At 60.0% G+C, this 14,268-nt stretch carries 13 protein-coding genes; 6 read left to right on the top strand and 7 right to left on the bottom strand.

Going from position 1 to position 14,268, the window contains the following annotated elements; genetic code table 11:
- Nucleotides 1–36: 36 nt before the first annotated feature.
- The gene (locus L6990_RS05310) at nt 37–996 is read right to left on the bottom strand and encodes a helix-turn-helix domain-containing protein (RefSeq protein ID WP_237203028.1); all 960 of its coding nucleotides are present in this window, start codon (nt 994–996) and stop codon (nt 37–39) included.
- Between the two features lie 152 nt (nt 997–1,148).
- Here L6990_RS05310 and L6990_RS05315 point away from each other — a divergent pair, with 152 nt between their 5' ends.
- The 5 genes from L6990_RS05315 (at nt 1,149) to L6990_RS05335 (ending at nt 7,160) form a co-directional block, all read left to right on the top strand.
- Nucleotides 1,149–2,570, top strand: coding sequence for an aldehyde dehydrogenase family protein (locus L6990_RS05315; protein ID WP_237203029.1), 1,422 nt, complete (start codon nt 1,149–1,151; stop codon nt 2,568–2,570).
- 262 nt (nt 2,571–2,832) lie between these two features.
- Entirely contained in the window at nt 2,833–4,173 is a 1,341-nt protein-coding gene (locus L6990_RS05320; RefSeq protein WP_237203030.1) for an MFS transporter, read from the top strand.
- A gap of 146 nt (nt 4,174–4,319) precedes the next feature.
- Nucleotides 4,320–5,528: a thiolase family protein gene (locus tag L6990_RS05325; RefSeq protein WP_237203031.1), complete on the top strand. Its 1,209-nt coding sequence runs from the start codon at nt 4,320–4,322 to the stop codon at nt 5,526–5,528.
- Complete coding sequence (locus L6990_RS05330) at nt 5,528–6,286, top strand: enoyl-CoA hydratase/isomerase family protein (RefSeq protein ID WP_237203032.1); 759 nt, start codon at nt 5,528–5,530, stop codon at nt 6,284–6,286. The genes L6990_RS05325 and L6990_RS05330 overlap by 1 nt, the downstream gene beginning before the upstream one ends.
- Nucleotides 6,287–6,293: 7 nt before the next feature.
- Nucleotides 6,294–7,160, top strand: coding sequence for a 3-hydroxyacyl-CoA dehydrogenase family protein (locus tag L6990_RS05335; RefSeq protein ID WP_272879268.1), 867 nt, complete (start codon nt 6,294–6,296; stop codon nt 7,158–7,160).
- Between the two features lie 44 nt (nt 7,161–7,204).
- On the opposite strand, the gene L6990_RS05340 is transcribed toward L6990_RS05335, so the two are convergent.
- Nucleotides 7,205–7,612 (bottom strand): PaaI family thioesterase, encoded by a 408-nt coding sequence (locus tag L6990_RS05340; RefSeq protein WP_237203033.1) that lies wholly within the window; start codon nt 7,610–7,612, stop codon nt 7,205–7,207.
- A 141-nt stretch (nt 7,613–7,753) separates the two neighbouring features.
- Between L6990_RS05340 and paaZ the strand changes: the two genes are divergently transcribed.
- Entirely contained in the window at nt 7,754–9,811 is a 2,058-nt protein-coding gene (paaZ, locus tag L6990_RS05345) for a phenylacetic acid degradation bifunctional protein PaaZ (protein WP_237203034.1), read from the top strand.
- A gap of 61 nt (nt 9,812–9,872) precedes the next feature.
- On the opposite strand, the gene L6990_RS05350 is transcribed toward paaZ, so the two are convergent.
- The 5 genes from L6990_RS05350 to mmsB all read right to left on the bottom strand — a co-directional run bounded on the left by L6990_RS05350 (nt 9,873) and on the right by mmsB (nt 14,265).
- The gene (locus L6990_RS05350) at nt 9,873–10,466 is read right to left on the bottom strand and encodes a TetR/AcrR family transcriptional regulator (protein ID WP_237203035.1); all 594 of its coding nucleotides are present in this window, start codon (nt 10,464–10,466) and stop codon (nt 9,873–9,875) included.
- 96 nt (nt 10,467–10,562) lie between these two features.
- Nucleotides 10,563–11,843, bottom strand: a complete 1,281-nt coding sequence (locus tag L6990_RS05355) for a phenylacetate--CoA ligase family protein (RefSeq protein ID WP_237203110.1) — start codon at nt 11,841–11,843, stop codon at nt 10,563–10,565.
- Nucleotides 11,844–11,942: 99 nt separating this feature from the next.
- Nucleotides 11,943–12,368, bottom strand: a complete 426-nt coding sequence (locus L6990_RS05360) for a PaaI family thioesterase (protein ID WP_237203036.1) — start codon at nt 12,366–12,368, stop codon at nt 11,943–11,945.
- A gap of 212 nt (nt 12,369–12,580) precedes the next feature.
- Nucleotides 12,581–13,360, bottom strand: coding sequence for an enoyl-CoA hydratase (locus L6990_RS05365; RefSeq protein ID WP_237203037.1), 780 nt, complete (start codon nt 13,358–13,360; stop codon nt 12,581–12,583).
- A 14-nt stretch (nt 13,361–13,374) separates the two neighbouring features.
- Complete coding sequence (gene mmsB, locus L6990_RS05370) at nt 13,375–14,265, bottom strand: 3-hydroxyisobutyrate dehydrogenase (protein WP_237203038.1); 891 nt, start codon at nt 14,263–14,265, stop codon at nt 13,375–13,377.
- Between the last annotated feature and the right edge of the window lie 3 nt (nt 14,266–14,268).

Here is a 14,268-nt window from a genome sequence, read left to right on the forward strand (position 1 = left end):
CTACCGGCCGATAAGCAGCAAGTGCCCGGGATTGTACTATGAGGTGGCAAGCATGCGTGCCCGGTAGGCTGAGGGTGACTCCCCGTACTCAGCCTTAAAGACCTTGCTGACGTGGGAGGGATCAAAAAGAGCGTAGCGGGCGCTAATGGTCTGCACCGAGTCTCCGCGATAGAGGGGGTTGGCTAGGTCCTCCCGAATAGATTCCAGGCGGCGGGTACGAATGTAGGTTGCTACTGTTTGTTGGTGGCTCGCAAACCGGCCGTGTAACTGCCGCAGAGAGATATAGAGAGCTTCGGCGATTTTACTCGGCCCCAGATGGGGGTCACACAGGTGCTCTTCGATGTAGGCCAGTGCCTGGTGGTAGAGCGTGTTATCGGGCTGGCGGCCCGCCTCGCTTGATTCTGCTGCCATCACCGTAATCACCATTTCTAGGGCTGAGCGCACCAGGGCGAGAGCGTGGGGCCCTGACAGTTCCTCAACGTTTACTGCCAGCTGCTCAAAGAGGGGCACCGCAAATTTTCCCAGGCCCTGGGTGTCTGACACGGGGGTGGCGGTCATGAGTTCGAGGTAGTCGCTGCTGAGGTGAACAAAGCTTTGCGGAAAGAGCACCACAAGGCTACGCTGGCTTCCACTGTATTCAATCTGGTAGGGGCTTGAAGTCAGGTAAAGTGCCAGGTCACCCGGGCCTAGGGTGCAGGTTCGCCCGCCCTGGGTGATGACGGCGCTACCTTCAAGTTGCAGGCTGAGCTTGCAATAACCATCGGTGGAGTCCGTGGCTGCGGGGTCCCTACGAACGGTGTGCGCGGGGGTGCGCATATCGAAGAGGTGCACATCGCCAAGTGAGGCGGTGCGGACGCTGGCGGTGAAGTTTTCAGAATCGGGAGCGGTAATAACGAGAGGGCCGAAGCTCTCTCTGGCGCCCGCAATCCACTGGGTGAGATTCATGGGGTCGTGGCTACGAAAGCTGTAGGCTTCTTGCTTTTCGTCCTGCTGCATGAGGGGCCTTCCGGTATCAGGGATTGCTCAAAACTGTAACTGAGGTGACTGGGAGCACACCAGGCCAAGGAGTGTGCACTGCACACCTAACACCAATTTTCCAGTGAGCCACATCATAAATCTAAGATCCATTTGAGAGCAAGGAGCTAACAGTGTCGTCACTACCCACCACATATCAGGAACTTCTGAGCCGCGTCACACAGGGAGGCACTCGCGAGGTTTTTGACCCAGCCACCGAAGAACTCATTGGCTTGGCGCCCGAGCAGGGCGCTGACGTCCTCGATGAGCTTGTTACCAAAGCGCGTGAAGCTCAGCCCGCCTGGGCAGCCCTCTCGCACGCTGAGCGTAGCGACTACCTCATGAAGGCGGCCGATGCTATTGAGCAGGCCTCCGAACCCCTGGCCGAGCTGCTCTCCCGTGAGCAGGGCAAGCCGCTGAACGGCCCTAACGCCCGCTTTGAGGTAGGCGGTGCTGTGGCGTGGACCCGCGCCACCGCGTCCTTTGGGTTAGAAGAAGAGATCCTGGTGGACGACGGCGAAACCCGCGCGGTGCTCAACTACCGCCCCATCGGCGTCGTGGGGGGCATTGGCCCCTGGAACTGGCCCATGATGATTGCAATCTGGCAGATTGCTCCCGCCCTGCGTATGGGGAACACCATTGTGGTCAAGCCTTCTGAGTACACCACCCTGAGCGTGCTGGCGCTGGTTGAGGTCATGAATACCGCACTGCCCGAGGGCGTCCTGCAGGTGGTAGCCGATAGCGCCGACCGCACCATCGGCCCCAAGATGTCGGTTCACCCCGGTTTCGACAAGTTGACCTTCACTGGTTCCACCGCAACCGGCAAGAAAATTGCCGCCTCCGCAGCCGATTCACTCAAGCGTCTCACCCTGGAACTGGGTGGTAACGATGCCGGCATCGTGCTGGATGACGCAGACCCCAAGGCGATTGCTGAGGGTCTCTTCTGGGGCGCCTTTATCAATACCGGCCAGACCTGTGCGGCCCTCAAGCGTCTCTACGTGCCCGATCCTCTCTACGATGCGGTCTGTGAAGAACTGACCGCGGTTGCTCAGAACATGCCCATGGGCGTGGGTCTTGAAGAACAGAACGTCCTGGGCCCGCTACAGAACAAGGCGCAGTACGATATTGTGGCTGACCTGGTTCAGAAGGCTAAGGACGGCGGCGGGCGTGTACTGCTGGGTGGCAACCCGGATGAAACCGCCCCCGGCTTCTTCTACCCCACCACCCTGATTGCCGATCTTGATAAGGACAACCCGCTGGTGGTTGAGGAGCAGTTTGGCCCTGCCCTGCCAATTATTCGCTACTCCACCCTGGAAGAGGCACTAGAAGAAGCTAACCGTCTGGACGTTGGTCTGGGCGCCTCAGTCTGGTCCCCCAACATTGAGCGCGCCCGCGAGGTTGCCGCGCAGATGCAGGCTGGCACCGTCTGGATCAACAAGCACGGCGCCATTGACCCCCGTATCCCCTTCGGCGGCATCAAGCAGTCAGGCTACGGTCTGGAGTTCGGTGTTGAAGGGCTCAAGCACATGGGTGTGCCCCAGGTGATTTGCGAATAACTTTCACTGACTTAAGCTTTTTCTCTTAAGTCAGGACGCCGGTGCTCGGCTTGCGCGCGCAAGCCGAGCACCGGCGTCCTTGCACCTCAGCATGTATTTACTGACCGAACGGTAAAAAATTTTAGGAAACTATCGCACGGGGATTAAAAGTCGTATATGATTCATAACTAACCACCAAGATGTGACCCCCGCCTCATAGATGAGAGGGGGTTGCACAGGGCATCAAGCGCACACGCGCCCCTCCACCAGCAGAGGTACATCAATGTCTTCACACGCAGCGGTAGCACCGCACAAAGTCAGCCGGGAAGAGCGAAAAGTTCTCGCCGGAACTCTCATCGGCACCACCATCGAGTGGTACGACTTCTTCATTTACGCCCAGGCCGCCGGCCTCATTCTGGCAACACAATACTTCACCCCCGAAGGTGAAGATAACACCATTGCACAGATTGTCGCCTGGGCCTCCCTGGGTATCAGCTTCGTCTTCCGCCCCCTGGGTGCTATCGTTGCTGGCCACATCGGTGACCGCTTCGGCCGCCGCATCACACTAGTGCTCACTCTCATCATGATGGGCATCGCCACCGTCGGCATCGGCTTCGTGCCTACCTACGCCTCCATCGGCATCGCAGCCCCCATCATGATTGTCTGCCTGCGCATCCTACAGGGCTTCAGTGCAGGCGGCGAATGGGGCGGCGCAGCGCTCATGTCCGTGGAACACGCCCCCCGCCACAAGCGTGGCTTCTTTGGCGCTTTCCCCCAGATCGGCGTCCCCCTGGGCATGATTCTGGCAACCCTCATCAACCTCTTCCTCAACTCCATCCTCACCGAAGAGCAGTTCCTCTCCTTCGGTTGGCGCATCCCCTTCTGGTCCTCCATCGTGTTGATTCTGGTGGGCTTCTACATCCGCCACTCCGTTGAGGAATCCCCTGTCTTTAAGGAAATGCAGAACCTCAAGAAGCGTGAATCTGCGCCCCTCAAGCAGCTCTTCAAGACCAACACCCGCCAGGTCATCCTTGCAGCACTCATCTTCATTGCCAACAACGCAGCTGGCTACCTAGTCATCGCTTTCTTTATCTCATACAGCGTGAAAGCGCTGGGCATGAGCCGCAGCGAAGCCATGACCGCGGCTATCATAGGCGGTTTTGGCTGGCTCATCTTCACCATGCTGGGCGGCTGGATGTCCGACAAGATTGGGCGCGTGCGCACCTTCCAACTCGGCTACGGCTTCATCATCCTCTGGGCCATTCCCATGTGGTTCCTCATCGACAGTGGCAACATCGTGCTCTTCACCCTGGCCATCTTCATCCTCACCATCGGCCTGGGCCCCTCCTACGGCCCCCAGTCGGCTATGTACGCCGAGATGTTCCCGGCAGCGGTCCGCTTCTCCGGCATCTCTATCGGCTACGCCATTGGTGCGATTCTCGGCGGCGCCTTTGCTCCCATGATTGCTGAAATGATTCTGCGTGAGACCGGTCAATCTTGGATGATTGGTTTGTATATCGTGTTCCTGTCAATTATTTCTCTTATTGCGGTCAGCATGGTGCCCAAGAGCAACCAGGAAATTGACCTGCACCCCGAGGAAACAAAAGAACCAGCACTCTCATAGCGGGGGCCTTACCTCCCCCTCACGCCAGCCGCTCCCTCGGGGGCGGCTGGCTCACTTGACCCAGGTCACTTAAGGTGAAAAGATTTAGTGAACGATTGGTCAGTTATTGACGTCTGCGCCCCGCGCGTTCTCACAAAGGAGTTTGAATGTCTTCCGCACCCCAGGTTTATTTGGTCGGTGGTTCCCGCACCCCCGTCGGCAGGTACGGCGGGGCGCTATCCAGCGTCCGCCCCGATGATCTCGCCGCCCTGGTGCTGAAGGATGCCGTAGAGAAGGCAGGGATTGACCCTGCCGTGGTCGATGAGGTCATCTTGGGCAACGCCAACGGCGCCGGCGAAGAGAATCGCAACGTAGCCCGCATGGCTTGGCTGCTCAACGACTACCCAGATACCGTCCCTGGCATTACCGTCAACCGCCTTTGCGCCTCTGGCATGAGTGCCGTCACCATGGCGGCTCAAATGATTCGTGCCGGCGATGCTGACATCGTGATCGCGGGCGGCGTTGAGTCTATGAGCCGCGCCCCCTGGGTCATGGAAAAGCCCACCACCGGCTTCGCCAAGCCCGGCGCAACCTTTGACACCTCTATTGGCTGGCGCTTCGTTAACCCTGAGTTCGCCAAGCGTGAGAAATTCACCTATTCCATGCCTGAAACCGCTGAGGAAGTTGCCCGAGTCGATGGCATCAGCCGCGAAGACTGTGACGCCTTTGCTGTACGCTCCCACGAGCGGGCTATTGCCGCTATTGAGGCCGGCCATTTCAAGGACGAAATCGTGCCCGTTCCTGTACGCGACCGTAAGGGTAACGTCACCCTGGTTGATACCGACGAGGGCCCCCGCCCCGGCACCACCACCGAGGTGCTTGCCAAACTGCGCCCCGTGGTCGCCGGCGGCGAAGTAGTCACCGCAGGTAACTCATCAACCCTCAATGACGGTGCTTCTGCCATTATCGTTGCCTCAGAAGCTGCCATCAAAAAGTATGGCCTGGCCCCGCGTGCCCGCTTCGTAACCGGAGCCGCCGCAGGTCTCGCCCCCGAAATCATGGGCCTCGGCCCGGTCCCCGCCACCGAGAGGGTACTGGCACGCGCAGGCTGGAGCATCGAAGACCTGGGCGCTGTTGAACTCAACGAAGCCTTTGCTAGCCAGTCACTGGGGTCCATGCGCCGCCTGGGGCTGAGCGAGGACATCGTCAACCGTGACGGTGGCGCGATCTCCCTGGGGCACCCACTGGGCTCGTCCGGTTCCCGCCTTATCATCACCCTGCTGGGCCGCATGGAACGTGAGGACGCCGAACGCGGCCTAGCCACCATGTGCATCGGTGTGGGCCAGGGAGCGGCTGTTCTGGTGGAGAAGGTCTAATGTTTGAGCACTTCACCGCGCTGACTATTGAGGACGGAAACGGGCGACTGGTCGCTCGAATGAATCGCCCCGAGGTGCGCAACGCCATTGACGCCACCATGGTGGCTGAGCTGCACGAACTCTGCGCCTACCTGGAGACCACCCCCAAGATTCTGATTCTGACCGGGTGCGAAGTAAACGGACGCGGCATTTTCGCTTCTGGTGCTGATATTGCCCAGTTGCGCGAGCGTCGCCGCGAGGACGCCCTGCGCGGGGTTAACTCGCAGATCTTTGACCGCATCCACAAACTGCCTATGCCGGTCATTGCCGCTATTGACGGCTACGCACTGGGCGGTGGCGCGGAGCTGGCTTACGCCGCGGACTTCCGCATCGGCACCCCCTACATCAAGATGGGTCAGCCCGAAACCAATCTGGGCATTATCGCCGCCGCCGGTGCACTCTGGCGTCTCAAAGAGCTGGTGGGCGAACCCGTAGCTCTTGAGATTCTCATGGCTGGCCGCATCCTCAATGCCCAGGAGGCACTGGATCTGCACCTGGTCACCGAGCTGCACGAGCCGTCCGAGCTTCTGGACGCCGCCCACGCTCTGGCGGACCGTATCAGCGCCCAGGACCCCCTGGCGGTGCGTATTACCAAGCGGGTCTTTGCCGCCCCGCGCGATGCCCACCCCCACATTGACGAGCTGGCGCAGGCAATTCTCTTTGAATCTGATGCCAAGTTCGACCGCATGCAAGCCTTCCTAGACCGCAAAAAGAAGTAGGTAAACCGTGACTGAAATTCATGACCTCAAAGTTCCCGCTCGTGTGGGCGTGCTGGGCGGCGGACGCATGGGCGCGGGTATCGCCCACGCCTTCGTCCTGGCTGGTGCCCAGGTAGTTGTGGTTGAGCGCGACGCACCCAGTGCCGAGGCTGCCCGCGAGCGCGTGGAGCGCGACCTGGCTAAGTCCATTGAACGCGGTGTTTTTGACGGTAACCTGGGTGAGCTGACCGAGCGTTTTGATGTATCGGTTGACTACGCAGCTTTTGCTGACCGCGACCTGGTGGTTGAGGCTGTTCCCGAGAACTGGGATCTGAAGGTCTCCGCCCTGCGCGACGTCGAGGCACAGCTGGGCGAGAGTGCCTACCTGGCGTCCAACACCTCGTCCTTATCAATCGATGGGCTGGCTGAGGCTTTGGAGCGCCCCGGCAATTTCATTGGCCTGCACTTCTTTAACCCGGTGCCGGCGTCCAAGCTGGTCGAGGTGGTGCAGTCTAAGTACTCTTCTGACGCGCTTAAGGAAGCGGCACGCACCTGGGTAGATGGCCTGGGTAAAACCCCGGTTGTTGTGAACGATGCTCCCGGTTTTGCCTCCTCCCGCTTGGGTGTGGCAATCGCCCTGGAGGCTATCCGCATGGTGGAGGAGGGCGTCGCGTCCCCCGAGGACATTGATAACGCCATGGTGCTGGGCTACAAGTTCCCCATGGGGCCGCTGGCTCTAACCGATGTGGTGGGGCTGGACGTCCGCCTGGGCATTGCTGAGTACCTGGAGTCCCAGCTGGGTGAGCGCTTCGCTCCCCCGCAGCTCATGCGCGATATGGTGGCTCGTGGCGAGCTGGGCCGTAAGAGCGGCAAGGGCTTCTACGACTACAGCTAGGCCTCAACGAACTTTAGGTGCACGTTCGCCGGCTGGGCTCTTCCCTACCCCTTAATAAAGTTGGTAATACGCAGGGTGCAGAGACGGTCACCGGTCTCTTCGTGGGTAATGATGACCTCATGGGTGGTCAGCGACCTGCCCAGGTGAATGGCGGACGCCGTAGCCCGCACGACTCCCTCGCGTGAAGACTTATGGTGGGTAGCGTTCACGTCTACCCCCACTGCTACCTTGCCCATAGAGGAGGCATGAATTACCGCAGCCCAGGAGCCCACTGCCTCACCGATTGCCAGCATGGCACCGCCGTGCAGTAGACCCAGGGACTGGCGGTTGCCTTCCACCGGCATGGTAGCGACCACGCGCTGAGCCGACTCTTCTAGCACCTTCACGCCCATTTTTTCATCCAGCTCACCGAGCGTAATCCTCCACAGCTCAAACTGTTCTTGGTCTGCCATCTCACCCACCAGCGTCCTTTCCAGGCGTAACCCTCGCCCGATAACTTTCACTCACTTGTGATGTGAACTATAGTTTATATCAATAACTGAACGCTCGGTCACTTATTACCGGGTGGTACTGCAACAGCGAAGGACATCTCAATGACGAGCACCCCAACCCTGGTTCCCAGCTTCATCAAAGGCGCTTGGTGGACCCCCGAAAACCCCGGCAAAACCACCGATGTTGTGGACGCCGCTACCGGCGAAGTTATCTACCAGGTCAGCACCGAGGGCCTCGATACCGCAGGTGCCATCGACTACGCCCGCACCGTTGGCCAGCAGAACATGCAGAAGCTAACCATCCACGAGCGCGCGCTGATCATTAAGCAAATCGCCCAGTGCCTGACCGAGCACAAGCAGGGCCTCTACGACATCTCCTTCTCCACCGGCGCCACCCAGCGCGACCACTACATTGACGTGGACGGAGGCATCGGAACCCTCTTCACCTTCTCTTCCAAGGGCCGCCGCGAGCTCCCTAACTCCAAGGTCATCATCGACGGCAACGTCGAGATTCTATCCCGCGATGGCTCCTTCATCGGTGAACACATCTATACCACCCTGCCCGGTGTAGCCGTTGAAATTAACGCCTTCAACTTCCCCATCTGGGGCATGCTAGAGAAGTTCGCGCCCGCCTTTATCGCGGGCATGCCCACCATCGTCAAGCCCGCAACCCCCACCGGCTACGTCACCGAGGCAACCGTGCGCCTCATGCTAGACAGTGGTCTGCTACCCGAGGGCTCCCTGCAACTGATTTCCGGTTCCGCCCGTGACCTGCTGGACCATCTGGACTACCGCGACCACGTCGCCTTCACCGGCTCCGCCACCACTGCCCAGGCGTTACGCAACCACCCCAATGTGCAGACCAAGGGCGTGCGCTTCACCGCTGAAACTGACTCTCTTAACGCCGCCATTTTGGGCCCGGACGCCCTGGCCAACACCCCTGAGTTCGATGCCTTTATCAAGTCGGTCATGGTAGAAATTACCGCTAAGGCCGGCCAGAAGTGCACCGCGGTGCGCCGCGTCATTGTGCCCACCGGCCGCAGCCAGGAGGTCATCGATGCACTGGCAGCTAAGGTGAGCGAACGCATCAAGGTAGGTGACCCCCGCGAAGAGGGCGTCACCATGGGCTCACTGGCGTCACCCGAGCAGAAAGCAGAAGTCGCCAAGGCTGTTGACCGCCTGGTAGCTGCCGGTGGCGAAATTGCCTTCCAAGGCGAGGCACCCGAGGGCACCAGCTTCTTCCCCGTTACCGTGCTGAAGTTTGCGGACGCCCGCACCCCCGAGGTGCACAGTGTAGAGGCCTTCGGCCCCGTCACCTCAGTGCTGGAATACAAGAGCCTGAACGAGGCAGTTGAGCTTGCCACCATGGGCGGCGGCTCCCTGGTCGCCAGTGTGTGCACCCACGATGACGCAACTGCCAACCAGCTTGCCCTGGGCATTGCAGCCCACCACGGCCGCGTCCTGGTACTGGACCGCGAAGATGCAAAGACCTCTACCGGCCACGGCTCCCCCGTACCCCACCTGGTCCACGGTGGCCCCGGTCGCGCAGGTGGTGGCGAGGAGCTGGGTGGCGTGCGCGCCGTCAAGCACTACATGCAACGCACCGCGATTCAGGGCTCACCCAACAAGCTGACCGCCCTAACCGGGGTATGGCACAGCGGTGCGGATGCCAAGACCGTGACCCGCGCCCAGGTTGAGGCTGGCGAGGGAGTTCACCCCTTCCGCAAGTCCCTAGCTGAGTTGGAGATTGGCGACCAGTTCGCCTCCGACCTGCGCACCGTGACCCTGGAGGACATCACCGCTTTCGCGCATGAAACCGGCGATATGTTCTACGCCCACACCGATGAAGAAGCGGCAACCGCTAATCCCTTCTTCCCCCGCCGCGTGGCTCACGGCTACCTGCTGGTTTCTTGGGCAGCCGGTCTCTTCGTGGACCCCGCACCGGGCCCCGTCCTAGCTAACTACGGCCTGGAGAACCTGCGCTTTATCACCCCGGTGACCTACGACGACGCGATCAGGGTAACCCTGACCGCTAAGAAGATCACCCCGCGTGTTACCGACGAGTACGGCGAGGTCGCCTGGGACGCCGTGCTACATAACCAGAACGACGAAATCGTCGCCACCTACGACGTGCTAACCCTGGTCGCTAAGACAGCCTAAACACCATAGGAATAGGGCTAGAACCGGTAAAACTACCGGCTCTAGCCCTATTCTGTTGTCTCTACGCTGTGATGCCCCTAAAGGCCATCTCCACGACTGTGTCTGCCAGGGCGTCCACGTCGCTGCCGCGGGTGGGGTCATACCAGACAGACAGGGAGTTAATCATGCCGAAAATCAGACGAGCCAGGGTGGCGGGGTCAGCGTCCTGACGCACGAAGCCGGCTTCTTGCGCTGCCCCCACCAGGTTGGAGAGGCGCACCGTCAGCTCACGGCGCTTACCCAGAGCTGCGTCCTCCACCGGGGTGTTGCCGCGCAAGCGCAACAACAGGGTCACCTCAGGCAGATGTTCGGCCAGCACAAAGACGGTCTGACGCACCACAAATTCAAGACGCTCCAGAGCATCCGCCTCGAGCACTTCACCCGCTTCAAAAACCTCATCCAGGGCATTGAGTGCCTGCTTGAGGGCAATCTCAAGGATCTCTTCTTTAGACGCCACGTGATGGTAAATCGCGCTTTTGGTGAGCCCCAGCCTCTTAGCCAGCATGTCCATGCTGGTCGCCTCGTAGCCTCGCTCGTTAAACTCAGCCACACAAAGACGTAAGACCTCAGCCCGCTCATAGCCGGGGCGGCCGCGCTTCACAGATGTTTTGCTCACCTGTTTCCTTTCATCACAGTGGGGGTGCCACCTGCAGACAGGTGACACCCCCAATGGTAGTAGCCAGATCCCACTTTCTACTAGCTCAACTGACGTTTACTCGCCGGTGCCCTTGGGCTTGTTGCGGTAATCGTAGATACGGCGAATCTTGCCCACCGAGCGGGGCAGGACGTCCGGGTCTAGCACCTCGATGCGGCAGCTGGAACCAATCTTGGTCTTGATGTCGTGCAGCAGACGCTTGCCGGCGTCCTCTGCCTGCTCCATGGTGGCGTCCTCACGGCGCTCAATACGCACGGTCATCTCGTCCATGCGGCCCGGGCGGGTGAGCTCCAGGGCAAAGTGGGGTGAGAGTTCAGGCTGCTGTAGGGCCAGCTCTTCTACCTGCGAGGGGAAGAGGTTGACGCCGCGCAGAATGATCATGTCATCGCTGCGGCCGGTGATGCGACCCAGGCGGCGGTGGCCGGGACGCTGGGTGCCGGGCAGCAGGCGGGTGAGGTCGTGGGTGCGGTAGCGGATGATGGGCAACGCCTCCTTGGTGAGGGAGGTAAAGACCAGCTCACCGGGGCGTCCTACATCAAGCACAGTGTCGTCAAAGGGGTCAATGATTTCGGGGCGGAAATGGTCCTCCCAAAGGTGGGAGCCGTCCTGTGTTTCGCCAGATTCACCAGCAACACCGGGGCCCATGACCTCAGACAGACCGTAAATATCGCAGGCTTTGAGGGTGCCGAAGGTTTTTTCAATCTCGTGACGCATCTCCTCGGTCCAGGGCTCAGCACCCAGCACCGCGGTCTTGAGACTGGTTTCCTTGGGGTCGATACCCAGCTTGCGGAAACCGTCTGCAATGGTTAGCAGGTAGGTGGGGGTGGAGAGAATCGCGTCCGGCTCGAAGTCGCGGATGAGCTGGATCTGCTTCTCGGTCTGGCCGCCGGACATGGGGATGACGGCGGTGCCTAAGCGTTCTGCACCTGCGTGCGCACCCAGACCACCGGTAAAGAGGCCATAGCCGTAGGCGTTGTGCACCTTCTGGCCGGGCTTGATACCGGAGAAGCGGAAGCAACGGGCCACCAGGGATGCCCAGGTGGTCAAGTCATTTTCGGTGTAACCCACCACGGTGGGTTGGCCGGTGGTACCCGAGGACGCATGGATGCGGCGCAGGTCGCTCATGGGCACAGCGAAAGCCTTGAAGGGGTAGGCCTTACGCAGAAATTCTTTGTCGGTGTAGGGGAAGAGCTTGAGGTCATCTAGCTCTTTAAAGTCACCGGGGTGCACGCCGTGCTCGTCGTAGAGCTCCTTGTAAGCTGCCACATTTTCGTAGGCATAGTGCAGGCTCCAGCGCAGGCGCTCAAACTGAAGGGACTCAATCTGGTCCCGGCTCATCAGCTCCTCAGCATCGGGGCTACCGGGGTCAGCAGGCTTTGCCGGTGGGGTGTAGGGGTTCTCAACACTGCAGGTGGGTGCTTTGTAGGTGCTCAATATTTACTGTCCTTCCGAGGCTGTCGGGGGTGTGATGGTGCGCCCGCGGCCGCGGAACTCGGCAATGAGTTGGCCTTCGCAGGTCACGGTGACATCAACCAGGCTGTTGCGCCCGTAGGATGCTGCGAGCTTACCTTCAGCGCGCAGGGTTTGACCCTCGCGTGCTGAGGCTACGTAGTTGATGTCTGCCCCGGATGACACAGTGATTTTCTTACTGAATTCTTCGGGGTTCAAAGAGTTAACGGTGAGGGCAAAAACGGTGTCGGCAAAGGCAAAGGTCATGCCCCCGTGGACGATGCCGAAGCCGTTGAGCATATCGCGGGTGATCGTCATTTCTGCCAGGGCATAGCCCTCTGAGACCTCTAGAACATTAAGGTCCATCCACTCTGTGGCGTAGTCACGCTCAAGCATGGGGTGCGGTTTGGCCACTTTGCCTCCACAAATCATTAGTGACCGATTGGTCAGTTATTGCGATTGAACCTAACCTTGTCACATTTCAATGAGATGTGCAACACTGTGACGGTAGCCCCACGTGGAGACAGGCTAATACCAACGAACTTCAGAAAAATCTCTTCGGAGCGTAGGAAGGTGGCCACAGCGCTTTACGCCGTGGCCACCTTGCACCTCTCTCAAAGAGCTTTTTAGCGGTGCTCGAACTTAGCCTCACGCTTCTCCACGAAGGCTGCCATGCCTTCCTTCTGATCGTGGGTAGAGAAAAGCGCGTGGAAGGTACGGCGTTCAAACTGGATGCCCTGGGCCAGAGTGGTTTCAAAGGCAGCATTCACTGCCTCTTTCGCTACCTGCGCCACGAACTTGGACTTAGACGCAATAGTCTCTGCCATTTCTAGAGCGGTGGGTAGAACGTCCTCGTCCTTCTCAACCAGGCGCGACACCAGCCCGGAGCGTTCTGCTTCTTCAGCCCCCATAAAACGCCCGGTCAGGCAAAGATCCATTGCCTTTGCCTTGCCCACGGCGCGGGTCAGACGCTGGGAGCCGCCCATGCCGGGGATGACGCCCAGGTTGATTTCGGGCTGGCCAAACTTGGTGGAAGGCCCGGCAACCAGCATGTCGCACATCATGGCTAGTTCGCAGCCACCGCCCAGGGCATAGCCATTGACCGCAGCGACGATCGGGGTGCGCAGGCGGGTGAGGTTGTCCCAGTGGGCGAACCAGTCGGCGGCGTACATGCTGTCGTAGGTCTGGCTCGACATCTCCTTAATATCGGCACCGGCGGCAAAGGCTTTTTCGCTACCGGTCAGGACGATAGCCCCCACCCCGGCGTCCGCATCAAAAGCGGTAGCGGCGGCAACAACCTCGCGCATGGTGGCGTCGTTGAGGGCGTTGAGTGCCTTGGGTCGGTTGAGGGTAATAACCCCAACCCGTCCGCGAGTTTCGGTCAGGATGTTCTCGTAGCTGCTCATGTGCTCTCCTTTGTTTATGCGGTGCCCGCAATGCGGTTGTAGACATCTGAGAAGTCCTTGCCACCGCGTCCTTCTTCTACCAGTTCAGCATAGATAGCAGCGGCCCGCTTACCCAGCTCGCCGTTTATACCTGCAGTTTCTAGGGCGGCGAGCGCCAAGCCCATGTCTTTGGCCATGAGGGCGGTGGCGAAGCCTGGTTCGTAGTCCTTGTTGGCGGGTGAGGTGGGCACGGGGCCGGGGACGGGGCAGTTGACGTTGACTGCCCAACAGTAGCCTGAGGAGGTGGAGATGACGTCGTAGAGCACCTGGTTTTCTAGCCCTAACTTCTGCCCCAGGGCGAAGGCTTCTGAGGCTCCGATCATGGCTATGCCCAGTAGCATGTTGTTGCAGATTTTGGCGGCCTGGCCGGTGCTGTTGGCGCCGCAGTGCACGACCTTTTTACCCATGACCTCCAGCAGGGGGCGCACACGTTCTAGGCCTGCTTCTGAACCGCCCACCATGAAGGTAAGAGTGCCGGCTTCTGCGCCTACCATGCCGCCTGACACCGGGGCGTCCACTGCCTCAAAGCCCGCCTTCTGCGCCATTTCTGCTGCCTGCAGGGCATGGTCTACTTCAATGGTGGAACAGTCGAGAAAAAGGGTGCCGGGTTTGGCGGCGGCTAGGAGCGTTGGGTAGGCAGAGAGCACATGGGCGCCGGCGGGTAGCATGGTCAGCACAATATCGGCCTGAGCTGCGGCAGCCACGCCACTCTCGGCAATGGTGACACCCTTGCTGGCAGCAGTGTCCAGAGCTGCGGGCATCAGGTCAAAACCGTGCACGGTGTAGCCGGCTGCTACCAGGTTAGCGGCCATGTGGCCGCCCATGTGCCCCAGTCCGATAAAAGCGATAGTGGGTTGGGTGGTCATGAT

Origin of the sequence: Rothia endophytica (assembly GCF_928381505.1) — a bacterium.
In the GTDB taxonomy this organism is placed as follows: domain Bacteria; phylum Actinomycetota; class Actinomycetes; order Actinomycetales; family Micrococcaceae; genus Rothia; species Rothia endophytica_A.

Bases quoted from the DNA above. Each gene is read 5' to 3' on its own strand.
- L6990_RS05310 (WP_237203028.1), bottom strand. From the start codon at position 996: ATGCAGCAGGACGAAAAGCAAGAAGCCTACAGCTTTCGTAGCCACGAC.
- L6990_RS05320 (WP_237203030.1), top strand. From the start codon at position 2,833: ATGTCTTCACACGCAGCGGTAGCACCGCACAAAGTCAGCCGGGAAGAG.
- L6990_RS05325 (WP_237203031.1), top strand. From the start codon at position 4,320: ATGTCTTCCGCACCCCAGGTTTATTTGGTCGGTGGTTCCCGCACCCCC.
- L6990_RS05330 (WP_237203032.1), top strand. From the start codon at position 5,528: ATGTTTGAGCACTTCACCGCGCTGACTATTGAGGACGGAAACGGGCGA.
- L6990_RS05340 (WP_237203033.1), bottom strand. From the start codon at position 7,612: ATGGCAGACCAAGAACAGTTTGAGCTGTGGAGGATTACGCTCGGTGAG.
- paaZ (WP_237203034.1), top strand. From the start codon at position 7,754: ATGACGAGCACCCCAACCCTGGTTCCCAGCTTCATCAAAGGCGCTTGG.
- L6990_RS05355 (WP_237203110.1), bottom strand. From the start codon at position 11,843: ATGAGCCGGGACCAGATTGAGTCCCTTCAGTTTGAGCGCCTGCGCTGG.
- L6990_RS05365 (WP_237203037.1), bottom strand. From the start codon at position 13,360: ATGAGCAGCTACGAGAACATCCTGACCGAAACTCGCGGACGGGTTGGG.
- mmsB (WP_237203038.1), bottom strand. From the start codon at position 14,265: ATGACCACCCAACCCACTATCGCTTTTATCGGACTGGGGCACATGGGC.